At 70.8% G+C, this 20,694-nt stretch carries 13 protein-coding genes; 9 read left to right on the top strand and 4 right to left on the bottom strand.

Annotated elements, in window-relative coordinates; translation table 11 throughout:
- Positions 1-30: 30 nt before the first annotated feature.
- Positions 31-1,230, top strand: coding sequence for an amino acid aminotransferase (locus PSEJ31_RS0100395; protein ID WP_028914308.1), 1,200 nt, complete (start codon positions 31-33; stop codon positions 1,228-1,230).
- A gap of 76 nt (positions 1,231-1,306) precedes the next feature.
- Here PSEJ31_RS0100395 and PSEJ31_RS0100390 read toward each other — a convergent pair whose 3' ends face one another.
- Complete coding sequence (locus tag PSEJ31_RS0100390; RefSeq protein WP_019397417.1) at positions 1,307-1,486, bottom strand: hypothetical protein; 180 nt, start codon at positions 1,484-1,486, stop codon at positions 1,307-1,309.
- A 157-nt stretch (positions 1,487-1,643) separates the two neighbouring features.
- Here PSEJ31_RS0100390 and PSEJ31_RS0100385 point away from each other — a divergent pair, with 157 nt between their 5' ends.
- The 3 genes from PSEJ31_RS0100385 to PSEJ31_RS0100375 all read left to right on the top strand — a co-directional run bounded on the left by PSEJ31_RS0100385 (position 1,644) and on the right by PSEJ31_RS0100375 (position 4,377).
- The gene (locus PSEJ31_RS0100385) at positions 1,644-2,558 is read left to right on the top strand and encodes a Ku protein (RefSeq protein ID WP_028914307.1); all 915 of its coding nucleotides are present in this window, start codon (positions 1,644-1,646) and stop codon (positions 2,556-2,558) included.
- A gap of 77 nt (positions 2,559-2,635) precedes the next feature.
- The gene (locus PSEJ31_RS0100380; protein ID WP_028914306.1) at positions 2,636-3,742 is read left to right on the top strand and encodes a histidine kinase; all 1,107 of its coding nucleotides are present in this window, start codon (positions 2,636-2,638) and stop codon (positions 3,740-3,742) included.
- Positions 3,739-4,377 (top strand): response regulator transcription factor, encoded by a 639-nt coding sequence (locus PSEJ31_RS0100375; protein ID WP_019397414.1) that lies wholly within the window; start codon positions 3,739-3,741, stop codon positions 4,375-4,377. Before PSEJ31_RS0100380 ends, PSEJ31_RS0100375 begins: the two co-directional genes overlap by 4 nt.
- A gap of 20 nt (positions 4,378-4,397) precedes the next feature.
- Here the strand turns inward: PSEJ31_RS0100375 and PSEJ31_RS15455 are convergent, their stop codons facing one another.
- Together PSEJ31_RS15455 and PSEJ31_RS0100365 are read right to left on the bottom strand one after the other, a co-directional pair.
- Positions 4,398-5,054: a glutathione S-transferase family protein gene (locus tag PSEJ31_RS15455; RefSeq protein WP_051403588.1), complete on the bottom strand. Its 657-nt coding sequence runs from the start codon at positions 5,052-5,054 to the stop codon at positions 4,398-4,400.
- A gap of 166 nt (positions 5,055-5,220) precedes the next feature.
- On the bottom strand, positions 5,221-6,240 hold the full coding sequence (locus PSEJ31_RS0100365; RefSeq protein ID WP_013533727.1) for a sugar kinase: 1,020 nt from the start codon (positions 6,238-6,240) through the stop codon (positions 5,221-5,223).
- 302 nt (positions 6,241-6,542) lie between these two features.
- On the opposite strand from PSEJ31_RS0100365, the gene PSEJ31_RS0100360 reads away from it, so the two are divergent.
- The 4 genes from PSEJ31_RS0100360 (at position 6,543) to PSEJ31_RS0100345 (ending at position 17,787) form a co-directional block, all read left to right on the top strand.
- Positions 6,543-9,287 (top strand): TonB-dependent receptor, encoded by a 2,745-nt coding sequence (locus PSEJ31_RS0100360; protein WP_028914305.1) that lies wholly within the window; start codon positions 6,543-6,545, stop codon positions 9,285-9,287.
- 299 nt (positions 9,288-9,586) lie between these two features.
- Positions 9,587-12,745 carry a TonB-dependent receptor gene (locus PSEJ31_RS0100355; protein ID WP_050992114.1) on the top strand — a complete coding sequence of 1,053 codons (3,159 nt, stop codon included), beginning with the start codon at positions 9,587-9,589 and terminating at the stop codon, positions 12,743-12,745.
- Between the two features lie 120 nt (positions 12,746-12,865).
- Positions 12,866-13,915: a pectate lyase gene (gene pelA / locus PSEJ31_RS0100350; protein ID WP_013533724.1), complete on the top strand. Its 1,050-nt coding sequence runs from the start codon at positions 12,866-12,868 to the stop codon at positions 13,913-13,915.
- 62 nt (positions 13,916-13,977) lie between these two features.
- A complete protein-coding gene (locus tag PSEJ31_RS0100345; protein ID WP_028914304.1) occupies positions 13,978-17,787 on the top strand; it encodes a LamG-like jellyroll fold domain-containing protein in 3,810 nt (1,269 codons plus the stop codon).
- A gap of 193 nt (positions 17,788-17,980) precedes the next feature.
- Here PSEJ31_RS0100345 and PSEJ31_RS0100340 read toward each other — a convergent pair whose 3' ends face one another.
- Positions 17,981-18,856 (bottom strand): rhamnogalacturonan acetylesterase, encoded by an 876-nt coding sequence (locus tag PSEJ31_RS0100340; protein ID WP_037034180.1) that lies wholly within the window; start codon positions 18,854-18,856, stop codon positions 17,981-17,983.
- A gap of 227 nt (positions 18,857-19,083) precedes the next feature.
- Between PSEJ31_RS0100340 and PSEJ31_RS0100335 the strand changes: the two genes are divergently transcribed.
- A complete protein-coding gene (locus PSEJ31_RS0100335; protein WP_028914302.1) occupies positions 19,084-20,688 on the top strand; it encodes a family 43 glycosylhydrolase in 1,605 nt (534 codons plus the stop codon).
- Positions 20,689-20,694 lie beyond the last annotated feature (6 nt).

The raw sequence follows: 20,694 nt of genomic DNA, 5'->3' as shown, positions 1-20,694 counted from the left end.
CCGTCCCATCCCACCGCACAGAGCCAAGCCGTGTCCTTCTTCTCGAACGTCGAACTGGTCCCCGGCGACCCGATCCTGGGCCTGACCGAGGCGTACAACGCCGATACCCGTGCCACCAAGGTCAACCTGGGCGTCGGCATCTACTACGACGAACAGGGACGGATCCCGCTGCTCAAAGCGGTGCAGCAGGTGGAGCAGTCGCTGGCCGCGGCGGCGCGCCCGCGCGGCTACCTGCCGATCGACGGCCTGCCGGCCTACACCCAGGCCACCCGCGAGCTGCTGTTCGGCAAGGATTCGCCGCTGCTGGCCGCCGGCCGCGTCGCCACCACCCAGACCGTGGGCGGTTCCGGCGCGCTGCGCGTGGGCGCCGAGCTGCTGCGCAAGGTGCTGCCGCACGCCACCCTGGCGCTGAGCAACCCGAGCTGGGAGAACCACCGCGCGGTGTTCAGCGCCGCCGGCTTCGAGGTCAGGGACTACACCTACTTCGACGCCGCCACCCATGGCGTGGACTTCGCCGGCATGCTGGCCGACCTGCAGCAGCTGCAGCCGGGCACCACCGTGCTGCTGCACGCCTGCTGCCACAACCCCACCGGCGCCGACCTGACCGTCGAGCAGTGGAAGCAGGTGGCGCAGGTGCTCAAGGAGCGCCAGCTGTTCCCGTTCGTGGACATGGCCTACCAGGGCTTCGACAAGGGCATCGCCGAGGACGCGGCCGCGATCGGCATCCTGGTGGACGCCGGCATCGACAGCTTCATCGTCGCCAGCTCCTATTCCAAGTCGTTCTCGCTGTACGGCGAGCGCGTGGGCGCGCTGAGCGTGGTCGCCGCCACCGCCGAACAGGCCAGGGCGGTGCAGTCGCAGATCAAGCGCATCATCCGCACCATCTACTCCAGCCCATCGGCGCACGGCGCCTCGCTGGTGGCCGGCGTGCTCACCAGCCCCGAGCTGCGCGGCCTGTGGGAAGAGGAGCTGCGCCAGATGCGCGAGCGCATCCACGCCCTGCGTGCCGGCCTGGTGGCCAAGCTGGCCGAGCTGGGCCGGCCGGAGTTCGGCTTCATCTCCCAGCAGGCCGGCATGTTCTCCTACTCGGGCCTGAGCCGCGAGCAGGTGGACCGCCTGCGCGACGAGTACGGCATCTACGCCGTGGGCACCGGCCGCATCTGCGTGGCCGCGCTCAACCAGGGCAACCTGGAGTACGTGGCGCGCGCGGTGGCCGCGGTCAGCGGCTGATCCCGCCGCCACGCCGATGCACGAAGGCCCCGCGATGCGGGGCCTTCTGCGTCGCGGGCCCGCGCGGGGAAAGCGCCTACTCGGGCAGCTTGGCCGGCACGAACGGCGATACCGGGTCGCTGGCCGGGAAGGTCTCCTCCAGCGCCTCGTCCTGGTTGCGGTCCTCGTGCCGCTTGCGCTTCTGCTCCTCGGCGGGCGTGGGGGGCTGCCGCTCCTTGCCGGGCGGCGGCGGGTCCTTGCGGTCTCGGTTGGACATGCTCTGCCTCGTGGTCTGTCCGGCGGGAACGCCCATGTTTGCGCCAGGCCGCTAAAGAACGCGTGAGGGGCCGCGTCCGCGCGCCTGTGCGCGTCGCTCACGGCCGCGCCACGGCGCCCGTGCTAACCCTCCAGTCCCCGTCGCCCGAGGCTCCGCCATGGCCCGCCCGATCTGGACCGGCACCCTTTCCTTCGGCCTGCTCAACGTCCCGGTCTCGCTGATGTCCGGCGAGCGCCGCACCGACCTGCACTTCCGCATGCTCGACTCGCGCGACCACAAGCCGGTGCGCTACGAGCGGGTCAACGCCGACACCGGCGAGGAAGTGCCGTGGAAGGAGGTGGTCAAGGCCTTCGAGTACGACAAGGGCAGCTACGTCGTGCTGGAGGAATCGGACATCAAGGCCGCCGCGCCGGAGAGCCACGAGACGGTGGAGGTGGAGACCTTCATCGACGCGACCGAGATCGACCCGCGCTACTACGAGAAGCCGTACATCCTGGTCCCGGGCAAGAAGGCCGAGAAGGGCTACGTGCTGCTGCGCGAGACCCTGCGCAACAGCGGCCGCGCCGGCATCGCGCGGGTGGTGATCCGCACCCGCGAATACCTGGCCGCGGTGCTGCCGCAGGGCGATGCGCTGATCCTGATGCTGCTGCGCTATCCGCAGGAACTGGTGGATCCGGCCGAGCACAAGCTGCCGGAGGGTTCGGCCTCCGACTACCGGATCAGCGCCAGGGAACTGCAGATGGCCGAGCAGCTGATCGACTCGATGAGCGGCAAGTGGACCCCGGACGACTACCGCGACGAGTTCCGCGAGCGGCTGCAGGCCATCATCCGCAAGCGGATCAAGAGCGCCGGCGGCACCACCCAGGTGGACGACGAGCCGGACGCGCCGGAGGAGACCACCACCAACGTGGTCGACTTCATGTCCCTGCTGGAGCAGAGCCTCAAGGCCAAGAAGCGCACCCCGGCGAAGAAGGCTTCGCCGGCCAAGAAGGCCCCGGCGAAGAAGGCCGCGCGCAAGTCCACCGCCAAGAAGGCCGCGAAGAAGGCCCCGGCGCGGCGCAAGGCCGGCTGAGCCGCCCCCACCTGCCGGAAGTCACTTCCTGCGCCGGGACCATTGCCTCGGCGCCGGGCAGGACCGAGCATGCGCCCATGCGCCGCATGCTCGAACCCCTGCTGCGCCCGCTGCCGTTGGCCGGGTTGCTGACCATCCTCACCGTGGGCTACGCGCTGCGCTTCGCCACGCCGGAGCAACAGCCGCTGGCGCTGGCGCTGCTGGGCGCGTTCCTGCTGCTGTTCCTCGCCCTGCAGCTGCTGCCCGAGCACTGGCGCCGCAGCCGCGACCTGGTGCTGGTGGCGATGGCGCCGGTGATCCTGGCGCTGGGCGGGCTCAGCTACCGGGTCAATGCCTCGCAGGTACTGCTGGTGATCTGGGTGGCGTGCATGTTTTTGGCCTGGCCGGCTCGCACCTGCCTGGCCGCGGCGGCGGTGGCCAACATCGCCTTCTGCATCGCCCTGCGCCGCGCCGGCTTCCAGGAGCCGGAGCCGATGGTCCTGATCAACATGGGGTTCCAGGCCCTGGCCGCGATCTGCGTGCACTACGCCACCTCGGCCGAGCGCTCGCGCGACGCCCTGGCCCGGGTCAATGCCGACCTGCTGGCCACCCGCGCCCTGCTGGCAGACAGCGCGCGCGACGCCGAGCGCCTGCGCATGGCCCGCGAGCTGCACGACGTGGCCGGCCACAAGCTGACCGCGATGCGCCTCAACCTGCGCTCGCTGCTGGCCGATCCGCAGCTGGCCGGCCGCCACGAGCTGGCGGTGGCCGAGCGGCTGTCGGGGGAGCTGATGGCCGACATCCGCCAGGTGGTGCAGTCGCTGCGCGACGACCGTGGCCTGGACCTGGCCACCGCGCTGCGCGCGCTTGCCGCGCCGTTCCCGCGCCCGCGGCTGGAGCTGGAGATCGACCCGGGCGTGCGGGTGGCCGATCCGGCCGTGGCCGAGACCCTGCTGCGCGTGGTGCAGGAGGCGCTGACCAATGCCGCCCGCCATTCCGGCGCCGGCACGGTGCGGGTCCGGCTGCAGCGCGAGGACGGCGGGCTGGCCATCGACATCCACGACGACGGCCAGTGCCGCGGCCCGGTGCGCGAGGGCAACGGCCTGTCCGGCATGCGCGAACGCCTGGCCGCGCTGGGCGGGCGGCTGGACGTCGGCCTGACCCCGGGCGGCAGCCTGCGCCTGCAGGCGAGGCTGCCGGCATGAGCGGATCCGCGCTGCGCCTGGCCCTGGCCGACGACCAGGCCCTGGTCCGCGCCGGCCTGCGCGCCCTGCTGGAGCGGCTGGACCTGGTGGTGGCGCTGGAGGCCGAGGACGGCCATGCCCTGCTCGAGGCGGTGGCCGCGCAGCCGGTGGACGTGATCCTCAGCGACGTGCGCATGCCCGGCCTGGACGGCATCGCCATGGTCCACGCCCTGCGCGGGCGCGGCGACCCCACCCCGGTGCTGCTGCTGACCACCTTCGACGAGGCCGACCTGCTGCTGCACGCGCGCGAGGCCGGGGCCCAGGGTTTCCTGCTCAAGGACGCCGCGCCGGAGCAACTGCACGAGGCGATCCGGCATGTGGCCGCCGGCGGCACCCTGCTGGCGCCGGTCTCCACCGAGCCGGTGCGCGCGCGCTTCCGCTTCCGCGACGACACCCCTCCTGAGGAGGGCTTCAGCCCGCGCGAGGTGGCGATCCTGCGGCTGCTGGCCGGCGGCTATTCCAACAAGGAAATCGCGCGCAGCCTGTTCCTGGCCGAGGGCACGGTGAAGAACTACGTCTCCGCCATCCTCGACAAGCTCGGCACCCGCGACCGCACCCGCGCCGTGCTCAAGGCGATCACCCTGCGGATCATCTGATCATCCGCGGTACGCCGCGTTCAGGACGGCTCCACCCGGGTGCGCAGGAAGGCCTCGTGCTGGGCCTGGTACGCGCGCTGCCATGCCGGCCGCGCGCGGCCACGCTGGAGGTAGGCGACCAGGTTGGGGAAGCCTTCGAGCAGGCCATGGGCCTCCGCGCGCGCCAGCACGGTCACCATCAGCAGGTCGCCGGCGCTGAATCCGCCGTCCAGCCAGGGTGCGTCTCCCAGGCGCCACGCGAGGTCGCCCAGCCGGCGCCGTGCCTGCGCCTCCAGCGCGGCCATGCGGTCGGCGAGCCATGGCTTGCCGCGGTCCAGGATGGAGGCCAGCGAAAGTTCGAACACCGATGGCTCCACCGTGTTCAGCGCGGCGAACATCCAGCCGATCGCCCGGATGCGCGCGCCCGGGTCCTGCGGCAGCAGAACGCCATGGCGCTCGGCCAGGTGCAGGACGATGGCACCGGATTCGAACAGCGCCAGTTCGCCGTCCTCGTAGGTCGGGATCTGGCCGAATGGCTGGATCGCGCGGTGGGTCGGCGCCTTGAGCTCGGCGAAGTCCAGCAGCTGCACCCGGTACGGCTGCCCGACCTCCTCCAGCGCCCAGCGCACGCGCAGGTCGCGGGCCAGGCCCCGGCCACGGTCGGGCGAGTTCCTGAAGGCGGTGATGGTCGGCAGCATGCGCGCTCCGCTGGCGTGCGCCCCGCAGGGCCGCGACCGACAGGATCGGCCAGGGGCGATGTGCAGCGTTTGGGTTTCGGTCGCAGGCAGGCCAGGCACTCCAGGCCAGGCGCATGCGGGGAGGGCGGCCGTAGCCGGCCTCCCTCCGGCAGCACCGCGGCTCCGGCTAGCGCTTCACGTCGTAGCGGCCCTCGCCGACCAGCGCCTCGACGTCGGCCTCCGATACCAGGTTGAAGTCGCCCGGGACCGAATGCTTGAGGCAGCCGGCGGCCAGGCCGAAGCGGATCGTGCGCTCCGGTTCCCAGCCGCGTGCGAGGCCGTGCAGCACGCCGGCGGCGAAGGCGTCGCCGCCGCCGATGCGGTCCACGATCGGGCCGACCTCCTCCTGCGGTGCCAGCGCGGTGCCCGACGAGCGGCCGACCAGGACGCCGGCCAGGGCGTGGTGGTCGACGTTGCGCGGGCTGCGCAGGGTGCAGGCCAGCCACTGCAGGTGCGGGAAGGCAGCGAAGGCATCGGCGGCCGCGGCTTCAACCCGCTGCAGGGGCTCGGCCTGCGCGTACTGGCCGCCGAGCACCACGCCCATGTCGCGGTGGTCGGCGAACAGCACGTCGGCCTCGGCCATCAGCCCGCGCAGGATGGCCCGGGCATCGCCCTCCCATGCCTCCCACAGCTTCGGCCGGAAGTTGCCATCGAACGACACCTTCACCCCGGCGGCGCGCGCGGCGCGGGCCGCGGCCAGGGCGGCGGCGGCGGTGTTGGCGCCCAGCGCCGGGGTGATGCCGGACAGGTGCAGCCAGTCGGCCCCGGCCAGCAACGCCGGCCAGTCGTAGGCCTCTTCCGCGGCCAGGGCGAAGGCCGAGCCGGCGCGGTCGTACAGGACCTCGGCCGGCCGGTGGATGGCGCCGGGGGCCAGGAAGTACAGGCCCATGCGCCCGGGCACGTGGCGCACGGCGGAGGTGCCGACCCCATGGCGCCGCAGCTCGCCGACGACGGCCTCGCCCAGGGCGTTGTCGGCCACGGTGCTGACCATGTCGACGCGGTGGCCGAACCGGGCCAGCGACACCCCGACGTTGGCCTCCGCGCCCCCCACCCGGACTTCCAGCTGCGGGCTCTGCAGCAGCTTCTCGCGGCCAGGCGCGCTCAGGCGCAGCAACAGTTCACCGAAACACACGACACGCGCGGACATCGCGACTCCTTGGCTCTGGCTGGGGGACCGCCCGGAGGCGGGGGGATGGATGGTGGCATGGGCGGCGGCGCAGTTGGCGCGGCCATTGGCCGGAAATCGTGGCTATCGGTGTCATTGTAATGCTGGCGCGGGTTTCGGCGTATCCGCGGATGTGACCGCTACCAAGGTTGATCGTGCTGCGGCGCAAGATGCCCCATGCCCGGACGCGGTGTTAGCGTCCCGTTTGACCAGCGGTGTCATGCCGCTTGGCCCCTTAGTCCAACGCACAACGCATTCCGAGATAGTCAGCCCTGGGAGGGGATATGCACACTCGTAGCAACCGCCGTAAGACACCGGTTACCTTGCTGGCCGCATCCATCGGCCTCGCGCTGCATGCACCTGTGTTCGCGCAAGAGACCGGGCAGGCGGTGGAACTGGACACCATCGTGGTGACCGGCTATCGCGCCAGCCTCGAGCGCGCCATCGACATCAAGCGTGGCGAGGCCGGCGTGGTCGACGCCATCGTCGCCGAGGACGTGGGCAAGTTCCCCGACCTCAACCTGGCCGAATCGCTGCAGCGCATTCCCGGCGTGGTCATCACCCGTGACGCCGGCGAGGGCCGCAACATCTCCGTCCGCGGCCTGGGCCCGGACTTCACCCGCGTGCGCATCAACGGCATGGAGGCGCTGACCACGGTCGGCTCCACCGACCAGAACGGCGGCACCAACCGCACCCGCGGCTTCGACTTCAACGTCTTCGCCTCGGACCTGTTCTCGCAGATGATCGTGCGCAAGACCGCGCAGGCCGACGTCGAGGAGGGCTCGCTGGGCGCCACGGTCGACCTGGTCACCGCGCGTCCGTTCGACTACAGCGGCTTCACCGTCGCCGCCAGCGCGCAGGCCTCCTACAACGACATGTCCGGCGACGCCACCCCGCGCGTGGCCGGCCTGATCGCCAACACCTGGGCCGACGGCAGGTTCGGCGCCCTGCTGTCGGTGGCCCACACCAAGCGCAAGGCGCTGGAGCAGGGCACCGGCACCGGCCGCTGGGCCAACGGCACCAGCAACGGCGGCTTCAATCCGGCCTCGACCTTCACCGATGCCATGTCCGCCGACGTGTTCCACCCGCGCTTCCCGCGCTACACCTGGATGGAGCACGACCAGGACCGCACCGGCGTGACCGCCTCGCTGCAGTTCAAGCCCGGCGACAACACCCAGTTCTCGCTGGACGGCCTGTACTCGAAGATCGACGCGACCCGCCGCGAGCACTACATCGAGGCGATCTCCTTCAGCCGCTCGGCCTCGCAGGGCGGCAAGCCCGAGACCATCGTCCGCGACGGCTACATCGACCCGGCCACGGGTGCGCTGCTGTACGGCCGCTTCGACGACGTCGACGTGCGCGCCGAGCACCGCTACGACGAGTGGGATACGGTCTTCAAGCAGGTCAGCCTGTCCGGCGAGCACGAGTTCAGCGACAGCTTCAAGCTGACCGGCAAGCTCGGCACCTCCTCGTCCCGGCACGACAATCCCGTGCAGGCGACGATCATGATGGACAAGCTCAACGTCGACGGCTACAGCTACGACTACCGCGGCGACAAGTGGGCGCCGGTAATCGACTACGGCATCGACCCGACCGATCCGGAAGGCTGGACCCTGTCCACCATCCGCATGCGCGCCAACAAGGTCGAGAACGACTTCGACGTCGGCCAGCTCGACTTCAACTGGAGCATCAGCCCCGGCTTCCGCCTCAAGGGCGGCGTGCTGGCCAAGGACTACGGCTTCGAGTCGATGGAGTGGCGCCGCACCGCCACCGAGACCATCGTGCCGGCGTTCTCGGACGGCACCCGGATCGTGCCGGTGGACATGGTGCAGATGGCGCGCCTGAGCGGCATGTCCGGTTCGCCGGGCCAGTGGGTGGTGCCGGACTTCGACGCCATCGCCGACCACTTCGACATCTTCAGCGGCGACGGCACCTTCGCCCTGTCGCCGTACGCGGCCAACAACCGCAGCGTCGAGGAGAAGGACCGCGGCGCCTACCTGATGGGCGAGTTCTCCACCGACCTGGGCAACATCCCGTTCTCGGGCAACTTCGGCGTGCGCTACGTCAAGACCAAGCAGGCCTCGACCGGCATCGCCACCATCGCCGGCACGCCCACCCCGTTGACCGTCTCGCGCGAGTACAGCGACACCCTGCCGTCGCTGAACCTGGTCGCCGAGGTCGCGCCCGACCTGCTGGTCCGCTTCGGCGCGGCCAAGGTCATGAGCCGCCCGGGACTGGGCAGCCTGACCCCGGGCGTGACCGTCAGCGTCAGCGGCGGCTCGCGCAACGTCACCGGCGGCAATCCGGGCCTCGACCCGATCCGCGCCGAGACCTACGACCTGTCGGCCGAGTGGTACTTCCAGGACAGCGCGATGCTGAGCCTGGGGCTGTTCTACAAGGACATCGAGAGCTTCGTGCAGACCACCCGCGAGGTGCGGCCGTTCTACACCAGCGGCCTGCCGGCCAGCGTCGCCGAGGGCTTCGGCGTCAGCGCGAACGACGACTTCGTGTTCTCGGTGCCGGTCAACACCCCGGGCGGCCCGCTCAAGGGCGTGGAGGCGAACTTCATCCAGCCGTTCACCTTCCTGCCGGGCAACTGGGCCAACCTGGGCGTGCAGCTGAACTACACCTTCGTCGATTCGAAGATCCAGTACCTGACCAGCTCCGGCGCCGCTTCGCTGCGCACCGACCTGACCGGCCTGTCGCGGCACTCGTGGAACGCCACCCTGTTCTACGAAGGCCAGACCTTCTCCGGCCGCGTCTCGGCGACCAACCGCGACAACTACCTGATCCAGGTCCCGGGCACCGAGCAGGGCTTCACCAGCGACGTGCATGGCCAGAACGGCATCACCTACGTCGACGCCTCGCTGCGCTACAAGGTCAGCGAGCAGATCGAGCTGAGCCTGGAAGGCATCAACCTCACCAACGAGCCGTCGCTGCAGTCCTGGGTCGGCGCCGCCTCGCAGCTGCCGCTGGATTACAGCCTGACCGGACGCCAGTACCTGATGGGCATCCGCTACAAGTTCTGAGCATCCACGCCTGGACCCTGGAACCGGGGCGGCCCTGCCGCCCCGGTTTTCTTTTGCGTGCGGCCGACGCTTCCGCGGCACGCCTCCGCCGGTGCGCTCGACGGCGTCCACGGGAGACCCAGGCACCGCGTGCATCCAGGCCCCGCCTGCCTGCATGCGCTGTTGCGGCGCACGATGCGGGGCCGTGCAGGGGCTGCTACCTTCGGTTTGACTATCGGTGTCATCCGCGTCGCCATGCGGTTCCCGACGACGGCGCCGACGGCTCCAAGCCACCACTGCATATGTCCTGGGAGGGACCCATGTCGCCGTACGTCCGTTTCGGAAAGACACCGGTTACCATGCTTGCCGCGGCCATCGGCCTTGCCCTGTCCGCGCCGCTCGCCGCACAGCAGGCTTCGCCCGATCCGACCGAGCTCGACGCGGTCACCGTCACCGGCTATCGCCAGAGCCTGCAGAAGTCGCTGGACGAGAAGCGCTACTCGACCGAGCAGGTCGACGCGATCTACGCCGAGGACATCGGCAAGTTCCCCGACCAGAACCTGGCCGAATCGATGCAGCGCATCGCCGGCGTGTCGATCGACCGCGAAGGCGGCGAGGGCCAGCGCATCTCCATCCGCGGCCTGGGTTCGGACTTCACCCGGGTCCGCCTCAACGGCCTGGAGGCGCTGGCCACCGCCGGCACCGGCACCGGCGGCGTGAACCGCAGCCGCGGCTTCGACTTCAACACCTTCGCCTCCGAGCTCTTCAGCCAGGTCAAGGTCAACAAGACCCAGTCGGCGCAGATGGACGAGGGTTCGCTGGGCTCGACCGTGGACCTGCGCGGTTCGCGCCCGTTCGACTTCGACGGCTTCCGCGCCTCGGCCAGCGCCCAGGCCGGTTACGGCGAGCTGGCGCGCGAGGTCGACCCGCGCGTCTCCGGCCTGGTGTCCAACACCTGGAACGACGGCCGCTTCGGCGCCCTGCTGTCGGCCTCCTACAGCCGCCGCAACGTGTACGAGGAAGGCTACAACCCGGTGCGCTGGGAACACGGCAACCACCGCAACTCCAACCAGTCCAACGCCAACAACAACGGTACCTACGGCTTCTGCTCGCCGGTCGGCTACGACCCGCAGACCCCGCGCAACCCGCTGCCCAACGAGACCCCGGCCGGCACCGGCTCGCAGGCCAACCAGGACCGCAACAACGGCTGGGGCAGCTACGGCATCGACGCGGAGAACTGCGGCACCGGGCTGCCGCGCCCGGCGGCCACCCCGGAGAACATCGCCGCCTACGAGACCGCGACCAACGCCTGGATCCCGCGTTACCCGCGCTATATCCGCACCGCCAGCGAGATCGAGCGGCTGGGCCTGACCGGCGCCCTGCAGTGGCGCGCCAGCGACGACACCATCGTCAGCTTCGACGCCATGTACTCGGAACTGTCCAAGGACCAGCGCGAGGACTCGCTCGGCGCCAACCTGCACCGCGCCGCCAACCTCGGCGGCAAGACCCAGATCGTGGTGCGCGAGGCCGAGGTCGACGACCGCAACCGCCTGACCTATGGCGTGTTCGACAACGTCGACTTCCGCACCGAGGCCACCAGCATCGAGGAGACGACCAGGTTCCAGCAGTACAGCCTGTCGCTGGAGCACCACTTCAACGATGCGGTGCGGCTGGACGCGCAGCTGGGCCACTCCAGCTCCGACTACGAGCGTCCGGTGTTCTCGCTGGTCAGCTTCGACAATTCCAACCTCGACGGCTTCGTCCTGGACCTGCGCGGCAACCCGGACATGCCGCGCATGGGCTTCCCGTTCGCGCTCAACGATCCGGCGGCCTGGTCCTGGCGCGGCTACGGTGTGGTACCGGTCAACAGCAACGGGACCGCGCGCGGGGCCAACATCAGCGAGGTCCGCCTCAACCCGCAGTCAGTCGAGAACACGTTCGACACCGCCAAGGTCGACCTGCAGTTCATCCTCAACCCGACGTTCTCCCTGCGCGCCGGCCTGGCGTACAAGGACTACGACATGCGCTCGGAGGAATACCGGCACATCAGCTACGGCCGCCTGGCCCAGGCCCTGCCGGACGGGGTGGGCGTCGGCGACCTCAGCACCACCCTGGACGGCTTCGGCCGCAACCTGTCCGGCGCGCCTTCGAGCTGGCTGACGCCGGACTTCGGCAAGGTCGCCGAGCTGCTGGACATCTACTGCAACTGCGACAACGGCCTGCAGGGCGGCGATTACCGCCTGGCGGGGGTCGGCCACTTCGGCTCCTCGAACAACAACTTCGAGGTCAACGAGCGCAGCATGGCCGGCTACCTGCAGCTGGATTTCAATACCGACCTGCTGGACCGCCCGCTGCGCGGCAACATCGGCGCGCGCCTGGTGGAAACGAAGATCACCGCCTCCGGCTGGGCGCCGTGCGCGGCTTCGGACCCGGCGCTCAACGCGTCCAACTGCGAGGCCTTCTTCGGCGTGGCCAACGCCACCTCGGCGCCGGGCGAGCGCTACCTGGTGCGCAGCGTCGTGAACCACAGCTACCAGGACGTGCTGCCCTCGCTGAACGTCGCCTGGGACCTCACCGACGAGCTGGTCCTGCGCTTCGGCGCGGCCAAGACCATGGCCCGCCCGACGCTGACCTACCTGTCGCCCAGCGTCAGCGGCGGCCCGACCCAGTACTTCGATGACGGCCGGGTGTTCTCGATCAACCTCGGCAACCCGAAGCTGGACCCGTACCGCTCCACCAACTACGACCTCGGCCTGGAGTGGTACTTCGCCGAGGGCGCGCTGCTGTCCGGCGCGCTGTTCTACAAGGACATCGACAGCTACATCCAGCGCACCCGCCTGATCTCCACCTGGGGCGGCACGGGCTACTCGCTGGACCTGCTGCCGGCCGGTTTCGGCCCGGACACGCTGTTCAACGTGCAGAGCTACTACAACACCCCGGGCGGGCCGCTGAAGGGCTACGAGCTGACCTACCAGCAGCCCTTCACCTTCCTGCCCGGCATCTGGAGCAAGTTCGGCGTGCAGCTGAACTACACCCACGTGGAGTCCAGCATCAAGTACTGGTTCAGCACCTCGTCCAACGGCAACGCCACCGTGGTCACCACGGTCACCGAGAACGACCTGCTCAACCTGTCGCCGAATTCGTACAACGCCACCCTGTACTACGACGACGGCCGCTTCAGCGCGCGCGTTTCAACCAGCTACCGCGACGGCTACATCAGCGAGATCCTCAGCCGCGAGAACGTGTGGGACCTGGACGGCAACCAGCTGGCCACCGCCGACGTCACCGGCAAGCACTCGGTGGAGAACGTGGACTTCAACATGTCCTACCGCATCAACCCGCGCCTGACCGCGACCTTCGAGGCGATCAACCTGCTCGATACCCCCGACAGCCGCTACGTCGACTCCTCGCTCGAGCTGCCGGACCGCTACACCGTCAACGGCCGCCAGTACTACGTCGGCCTGCGCTACAGGTTTTGAGCCGTGCCACTCCGGTCGCCCTGCCCCTCCCGACTGAACGCGTGCGACCGGAACTTCCGGCCGCGCCCGGCCGCCATGGTTCCGCATGGCGACCGGGCGCCGGCCGGCTTTCGGCGACGGATGGCCCGCTGCCTGCGCGTGGCGGCGCTCGCCCTGGGGCTGGCGACCGCGCTGCCGGCCGGAGCGGCCACGGCCACCGTGCGCAGCGATCCGGTCGCGGAGAACATGCTGCGGCTGCAGACCGCCTCCGGAGGCTGGTCCAAGCATTACCGCGGGCGCGCGGTCGACTACCGCCAGCCGCTCGACGAAGCGGCGCTGCGCCAGCTGCGCGATCCGGCGCGGGTGGACGACGCCACCATCGACAACAACGCCACCACCAGCGAGATCGCCTACCTGGCCCGGGCGTACCGCGACACCGGCAACCCGGCCTACCTGGAGGCGGCGCGGCGCGGCGTCGATTACCTGCTCGCCGCGCAGTACCCGGGTGGCGGCTGGCCGCAGTTCCATCCGGACCACAGCGGCTACCGCAGCCAGGTCACGCTCAACGACGACGCCATGGTGCACGTGGTCGGCCTGCTGCAGGACGTGGCCGAAGGCCGCGATGGGCTTGATGCGCTGGGCCCGGACCATGCCCGCCGCGCGGCGCAGGCCGCCACCCGCGGCCTGGACTGCCTGTTGCGGCTGCAGGTCGTGCTGGATGGCCGCCCGACGATATGGGCCGCGCAGTACGACCGCGACACCCTGCAGCCGGCGCGTGCGCGCAGCTACGAGCTGCCGTCGCTGGCCTCGGCCGAGTCGGTCGGCGTGCTGCGCCTGCTGATGCGCCAGCCACGGCCGGATGCGCGCATCGTCGCCGCGGTCGAGGCCGGCGCGGCCTGGCTGCAGGCGCACCGCATCGACGGCCTGGCGCTGGAGCGCTTCGACGGTCCGGACGGACGCGACGCGCGCCTGGTGCCACGGCCGGGGGCCGGCCTGTGGGCGCGGTTCTACGACCTGCAGCGGCAGCAGCCGCTGGTGGTGGAACGCGACGGCAGCATCGTGCCGTTCGAGCAGCTGTCCCGTGAACGCCGCGCCGGTTATGCCTGGTATGGCACATGGCCGCAGCGCCTGCTGGAATCCGAGCTGCCGCAGTGGCGTCGTCGCCACGGGCTGCCCGCGCCCGGCCGTTGACCCGTGCGGCCTCCGGGCCCGGCAACGGGGATACTTCGATCCATCGTGGAAACGCACAACGCATGAACAAACCCAGCCGTCCGCTCCTGCTCGCCACCGCCGTCGCCCTGGCCCTCGCCCTGCCGCCGGCCCTCGCCCATGCACAGGAAGCACGACTGCTGTTCCGGGTCGCCGCCGACGAAGGCTTCGTCGCCGACCAGGCCGCCGGCGACCCGGTGCCCAACTTCCAGGACCGGGTGGAAATCGTGCCCGACGGCGTGCACGGCGGCGCGATCGAATGGGCCGACGACGGCGTGCTGTCATGGAATGCGCCGGGCAACATCCAGGCCCAGCGCGGCACCCTGTCGTTCTTCTGGCGCCCGCGCTACGCGGTGGGCGAGGCGCCGTTCGTGATCTTCCGCGTCGGCTACGCCGACCACAGCAGCTGGGACATGGCCTGGCTGCGCATCGACTGGAACGGCCACGGCTTCGATGCCTTCGTCACCGATGCCAACCTGGCGCGCACGCGGGTGTCGTTCCGCCTGGACGCGTTGCCGGACGCGGCCTCGTGGACGCACCTGGCCTTCGCCTGGGACGAGACCGCCGGCGTGCGCCTGTTCGTCGACGGCCGTGAAGTGGCTCGCCAGGACGCCACGGCCGACTACGACGCCGCACTGGACCAGTTGGGCCTGGCCGGCCGGGTGCTGGCGCCCTACCAGGTGCAGAGCCGCTACAACTTCCTGCGCGGCAGCGACTTCGACGAGATCCGCGTGTACGACCGCATGCTGCGCCCGGCCGCGGTGGCGGCGCTGGCGCGCGGCCAGGAACCGCCGCGCGACGGCGGCGAGGACCTGCCGGCGGCGCGCCGCCGCGCCGCCTGGCTGCACCGCCACGGCTGGGACCACGCCGCCCCGCCGGCGCTGGAGGCGCCGGTGACCACCATCCGCAAGCTCGAGTTCGCCGACGTGCGCGACAAGAAGCAGTGGATGTGGAAGGGCACCGACGGCATCCCCGAGACCACCTGGCCGGGCGTGTACAACCGCTCGCGCCTGCCGGGGCGCAACGACTACTTCCAGCTGCCGGACTGGAACACCTATGCCGAGGGCGGCTGGAACCTGGACCTGGCCCTGCCCGACGAGCCCTGGAACCGCGTCGAGATCCGCGGCGCCGCCTGGGGCCAGGCCAGCGCCGGCCCCTCGGCCGGGGCGCTGGAGCCGCTGTTCACCCGGCCGCAGGGCGTGGTGCGCAGCGTGCACACCTTCGGCGAGCGCCACGGCGGCCACCTGCGCTTCTCCAACGCCGAGCAGGAGACGCCGATCCAGGAGATCTGGGCCTACCACGTCAGCGACGCGCCCGAGCCGGAGGGCACGGTCAAGCAGCGCTACCTGGTGGACAGCCGGGTGCTGCCGGACTACGGCAACGTGCAGGGGCTGCTGGACTACATCCGCGGCCGCTACCCGGAAGGCGAGCGCAGCACGGTGATGGCCCTGCCGCGCGGCGCCGGGTCGCGCCGGCGCGACCCGGCCAGCCTGCCGGCCGATCCGGACCCCATCGTGCACATCCTGGTCCCGTCCGGCGTGGGCGACGCGCCGCCGGCGCAGCCGCTGATCCGCAGCTGGGCCTACAGCTGGGAGAACATGCACGACGGCCTGGACGGCATCGCCCTGGACATCCCCGCGCTGGACCTGCCGGCCACCCACGACGGGCTGATCCCGCTCAACATCCGGGTCAAGGACCCGATCTGGCCGGCGCGCGACATGATCGACGTGTCGGTGTCGGTGCGCCCGGGCCAGGCCCGCACGGTGTACCTGGACCTGCGCGACCGCATCCTCACCGCCGACAGCCTGTGGATCAGCGTGGCCAGCGCCGCGCCCGGCTTCAACGCCGCCTCGCTGGACGGCGCCGAGGTGCGCCTGGTGTTCAAGGCGCGCGAGGAGGCGAAGCGGGAGCACCTGGCCGACCGCTTCAACCAGGTGCGCGACAACTGGGGCTTCCTGGTCGAGGAGCACACCACCTCCAAGCGCCAGCGCCTGTACGCGCGGGTGTACGCCGACATCTCCGACCTGCTGCGGGTGGACCCGGACCACGAGCTGGGCCGCCTGTACTGGACCTACATCAGCTACGCCAGCCAGGGCCGGCCCCCGTTCAAGCAGCCCGAGCCGCCCAAGGGCGTGCCGCTGTGGGCCTTCCGCCAGCTGGAGGACCTGAAGTACGTGCGCCGCTTCGTGCAGTGGTGGATCGAGCAGCGCCAGGTCGAGTACGGCGACTTCGGCGGCGGCATCTCCGACGACAGCGACCTGGTGCAGCAGTGGCCGGGCCTGGCACTGATGGGCGTGATGCCGGACCGGATCAACGCCTCGCTGACCGCGCTGGCCGAGGCGGTGTACCGCAACGGCATGTTCACCGATGGCCTGAGCACCATCGAGACCGACGAACTGCACGCCTACGAGGAGGGCATCAACTCCAACAGCGCGATGCTCTACCTCAACTGGGGCGATCCGCTGACCGTCGAACGGCTGATGGAGACGGTAAAGGCCTTCGACGAGCGCATCATCCTGCCCAACCCGCAGGGCCACCTGCTGTTCTCCAGCAACTGGTTCGGCGGCAACAAGGTCTACCGCGACCCCAACTGGCAGTGGCAGAAGCCGTATTCCTTCCCGGCGCTGCACCCGGCCTTCCTGGTGGGCCAGTGGAACGCCGATCCGACCAGCCGCAAGCTGATCACCGGCTTGGCGGACGGCTACCTCGCACACGCCTATTCCGCCGCGGACGGGCAATGGGTGCTGCCCAACGAGATCCACTGGGCCACCGGCCGGACGCGTGGCGGCGAGCTCAACAAGGGCTCCGGCGCCGGCGACGTGATGCACCTGTTCTGGGCGGCGTGGCGCTGGACCGGCGACGAGCGCTACCTGCGGGCGCTGGACTACCGGGTCGCCCGCGGCGGCCCGGCCGCGCTGTCCAACCTGGGCGAGAACTTCGTCCAGGTGCTGGGTCGCGAGCAGGACTGGGGCAAGGCCCTGGTCGAGGCCGCCGACCGCGGCAGCACCGGCTTTCCCGGGGTCACCGCCTGGCAGTTGACCGGCGACCGCCGTTACCTCGAGGAACTGCACGCCGAAGGGATCCGCGCCAAGGCCCAGCGCGAGTACATGAACACCGAGGGCCACTGGTGGTCCGACCGGGTCGAGGCGCCCTCGGAATTCCTGCAGCGCGCGCGCCTGGGCGGCATCGCGCTCAAGCGCAACCAGAGCTGGCCGGGGCATACCGTCAGCTGGCGCTTCGAGCGCGACGAGGCGGCGGAGGAAGTCGCGCTGCTGGTCGACGCGCCCTCGCGCGAGCGCTTCACCGTCACCGCGTTCAACACCGGCAAGCGTCCGGCGTCCGCGGAAATGACCACCTGGAACGTGGCGCCCGGCCTGTGGCGGGTGCGCAGCGGCGTGGACCGCGACGGCGACGGCAAGATCGACGGCAGGCGGAGCGAGCGCCAGGTAAGGCTGGAGAAGAGCCGCTCCACCGGACTGGTGTTCACCCCGGGCCGGCACCAGGTGTTCGAGTTCGAGCTGGTGGAGGCCGGCACTCCGGTTGAGACCCGTCCGGACCTGGGCATCGGCCGCGGCGACGTGCGCGTGCAGGGCGACGTGGTCGAACTGACCGTGCACAGCCTGGGCCATGTCGCCACGCCGGCCGGTTACGCGGTGCTGGAAGACGCGCGCGGACGCGAGCTGGCACGCGTCGCGCTACCGGCCCTGGCTGCGCCGCTGGATCTGGAACCGAAGACGGCGCAGGTACGGCTGCCGCTGGGAGGCCGCGATCCGCACGGCCTGAGGGTGCGGGTGGCCCTTGATGGCGAAGCCGCGGAAGTGACCCTGCTCAACAACCTGAGGCCGCTGCACTGAGCAGCAGCCGGCCGCCCCGCACGGGGCGGCGGCCGGCCTGCATGTCGCCGGGGACGCGACGCCAACGCGCCGCCATGGCGCCCGCGCATGCAGGCGGTTCCCCTGGTCGCACGGGAGGTGTAGCTGGCCCGTGCAGACCAGGGAGCGGCCTCTGCGCAGTGGCCCGACCTCGTCGGGGACCGGGCCTGTTGCCTCAGGGAATCAGGTTGCGGCGCAGTTCCGGCACGGCGCGGGCCAGCTCGTCGGCCACGATCGCGGCGAAGAACCCGGCACCCTCCGTGCCGAGATGGGTGTAGTCGAAGGCTTCCTTGGGCGTGCCCATGGGTTCGGCCGCGGCGTTGGCCTGCACGGTGGCGGCCGCTGGCGTCACCGGCGCCATGCCGATGGTGCTTCCGGCCTGGGCCGCGACCACCTGCTGCGGCGCCGGTCGCGCCTGGGCGAACCGCATCGCCTGCACCGGGCCCATCCCCTGCACCGCCGCGGTGCTGCGCGCGTGCAGGTCCACCAGCGGCACCTGCAGCTCGGCGGCAACCCGGCGGGTGGCCTCGGCCCAGGGCGCCAGGTCGTCGACCAGGCGGCCGTCGCTGAACTGGCGGCGGGTCAGCGGCGTCAGCAACACCGGCCTGGCGCCCGCGGCACGGATCTCGCGCACGTAGGCACGCAGGTTGCCGGGGAACTCGCGTTGCAGGTCGGTGGAACGCCCGGGCTTGCCCGGCTGGTCGTTGTGGCCGAACTGCACCAGCACGTACACGTCCTGGTAGGGCCCCGGCCGCATCTCGTGCAGGGCGATGTCCCAGGAGCCCTCGGCGCGGTAGTTGTAGGTGCTGCGTCCGCCGCGGGCGAGGTTCACGCAGGCCAGGAAGGAGCTGACGTGGCGCGCGCAGAACGCCGGGCCCCAGCCACCCTGCACCGCGGTGGTGGAATCGCCGACCAGCACGATCTTGCTCGCGCGTATCGGGCTGACGGGCGGACGCTTGCTGATCGAAGGATCCGGCGCCGCCAGGGCCGGCAGCGACAGGCCCAGCAGAAGCAGCAGGGTTCCGGACCTGGAAAACTTTCCCTTGCGCATCAGTCACCTGTAGGTCGAGGGTGGGCCGGAAGCGGCGTCGCGCGGCTGACTATCGGTGTCATTCTGTGACGTCCCGGACCGCCTCCGGAGGCGTCCAATGTAGCCGCGGATGCCGCGCAAACCTTGCTGCAACGCAGGATGCCCCACCGGCGAATGCTCTGGTACGGTCCGTTTGACCATCGGTGTCATCCGAATTGCGGTCCACCCTGTTTCCCGAAAGGAGCACCATGCCGACGTCCTTCCTCCCGAGATTCCCCGTGCTCGCCGCCCTGCTGCTGGCCGGCGCCGTCTCCACGGCTGCCGCGGCCGGACCGGCCAGCCCGTGGAAGCGCGGCATCGAGAACCAGCGCCAGGCCGACCTGGGTGACGGCACCTTCCTCAACCCGGTGCTGCCCGGCGACCACCCGGACCCCTCCGTGCTGCGCGACGGCGAGGACTACTACCTGACGGTGTCCTCGTTCGACGCCTATCCCGGCCTGCCGATCTGGCATTCGCGCGACCTGGTCAACTGGGTACCGCTGGGCCACGCGATCACCCGCAACGTCGGTTCGATCTGGGCACCGGACCTGGTCAAGCACGAGGGGCGCTACTACATCTACTTCGCCGCCCGCCGCGGCGGCACCGAGGGCCAGGCACGCAGCAACTGGGTGGTGTGGGCCGACGACATCCGTGGCCCCTGGAGCGAGCCCGTGGAACTGGGCCTGGGCCGGTACATCGACCCTGGCCACGCGGTGGGCGAGGACGGCCGGCGCTACCTGTTCCTCAGCGGCGGCGACTACGTGCCGCTGTCCGACGACGGCCTGCGCGTGGCCGGCGAGCCGAAGCACGCCTACGACGGCTGGCGCTACCCCGAGGACTGGGACGTGGAGGCCTACGCCCAGGAAGGCCCGAAGATCCTCCGGCGCGGCGGCTGGTACTACATGGTCACCGCGGTCGGCGGCACCGCCGGCCCGCCGACCGGGCACATGGTGATCGCGGCGCGCTCGCGCTCCATCCACGGGCCGTGGGAGAACTCGCCGTACAACCCGATCGTGCGCACCGCCAGCCGCGACGAGCCGTGGTGGTCGCGCGGCCACGCCACCCTGGTCGAGGGCACCGACGGCCGCTGGTGGATGGTCTACCACGGCTACGAGAACGGCTACTGGACGCTGGGCCGGCAGACCCTGCTGGAGCCGGTCGAGTGGACGGAGGACGGCTGGTTCGTGGCCCGCGGCGGCGACCTCGGCAAGCCGCTGCCCAAGCCCGCCGGCGAGGTGGTGGGCACGCCCGGCATGGCCCTGTCGGACGACTTCGACGGCGACCGTCTCGGCCCGCAGTGGGCGTTCTTCGCGCCCGGCCCGGACGAGTACGCACGCCTGTCCTTTGGCGGCGGGGCGATGACCGTGCGCGGCAAGGGCCGCACCCCGGCCGACAGTTCGCCGCTGACGGTGACCGCCGGCGACAAGGCCTACCGGTTCGAGGTCGAGATGGAGATCGAGCCGGGCGCGGTCGGCGGCGCGCTGCTGTTCTACAGCGACCGCCTCTACGTCGGCGTGGGCAGCAACGGCGAGCGCTTCATCATGCACCGCTACGGCCAGGAGCGTCCGGTGGAAGGCCTGCCGCCGGGCAAGGGCGGCAAGCTGTGGCTGCGGGTGACCAACAACCAGCACATCGTCACCTTCCACACCAGCCGCGACGGCAAGCGCTGGGAAAAGTACCCCGTGCAGATGGAGGTGTCCGGCTACCACCACAACGTGGCCGGGCAGTTCCTGGCGCTGAAGCCGGCGATCTATGCCGCGGGTAGCGGCAAGGTGCACTTCCGCGACTTCCGCTACCGCGCGCTCGATTACTGAGCGCGG

Origin of the sequence: Pseudoxanthomonas sp. J31 (assembly GCF_000510725.1) — a bacterium.
Classification (GTDB): Bacteria; Pseudomonadota; Gammaproteobacteria; order Xanthomonadales; family Xanthomonadaceae; genus Pseudoxanthomonas.
Note: the sequence above shows the minus strand (reverse complement) of the source record. Positions and strands in the feature narration are given on the sequence as shown.

What these genes read in the sequence shown, in the direction of transcription:
- PSEJ31_RS0100355 (WP_050992114.1), top strand. Translation starts at nt 9,587, where the DNA reads ATGTCGCCGTACGTCCGTTTCGGAAAGACACCGGTTACCATGCTTGCC.
- PSEJ31_RS0100365 (WP_013533727.1), bottom strand. Translation starts at nt 6,240, where the DNA reads ATGTCCGCGCGTGTCGTGTGTTTCGGTGAACTGTTGCTGCGCCTGAGC.
- PSEJ31_RS15455 (WP_051403588.1), bottom strand. Translation starts at nt 5,054, where the DNA reads ATGCTGCCGACCATCACCGCCTTCAGGAACTCGCCCGACCGTGGCCGG.
- PSEJ31_RS0100335 (WP_028914302.1), top strand. Translation starts at nt 19,084, where the DNA reads ATGCCGACGTCCTTCCTCCCGAGATTCCCCGTGCTCGCCGCCCTGCTG.
- PSEJ31_RS0100380 (WP_028914306.1), top strand. Translation starts at nt 2,636, where the DNA reads ATGCGCCGCATGCTCGAACCCCTGCTGCGCCCGCTGCCGTTGGCCGGG.
- PSEJ31_RS0100385 (WP_028914307.1), top strand. Translation starts at nt 1,644, where the DNA reads ATGGCCCGCCCGATCTGGACCGGCACCCTTTCCTTCGGCCTGCTCAAC.
- PSEJ31_RS0100360 (WP_028914305.1), top strand. Translation starts at nt 6,543, where the DNA reads ATGCACACTCGTAGCAACCGCCGTAAGACACCGGTTACCTTGCTGGCC.
- PSEJ31_RS0100375 (WP_019397414.1), top strand. Translation starts at nt 3,739, where the DNA reads ATGAGCGGATCCGCGCTGCGCCTGGCCCTGGCCGACGACCAGGCCCTG.
- PSEJ31_RS0100390 (WP_019397417.1), bottom strand. Translation starts at nt 1,486, where the DNA reads ATGTCCAACCGAGACCGCAAGGACCCGCCGCCGCCCGGCAAGGAGCGG.
- PSEJ31_RS0100340 (WP_037034180.1), bottom strand. Translation starts at nt 18,856, where the DNA reads ATGCGCAAGGGAAAGTTTTCCAGGTCCGGAACCCTGCTGCTTCTGCTG.
- PSEJ31_RS0100345 (WP_028914304.1), top strand. Translation starts at nt 13,978, where the DNA reads ATGAACAAACCCAGCCGTCCGCTCCTGCTCGCCACCGCCGTCGCCCTG.
- pelA (WP_013533724.1), top strand. Translation starts at nt 12,866, where the DNA reads ATGGCCCGCTGCCTGCGCGTGGCGGCGCTCGCCCTGGGGCTGGCGACC.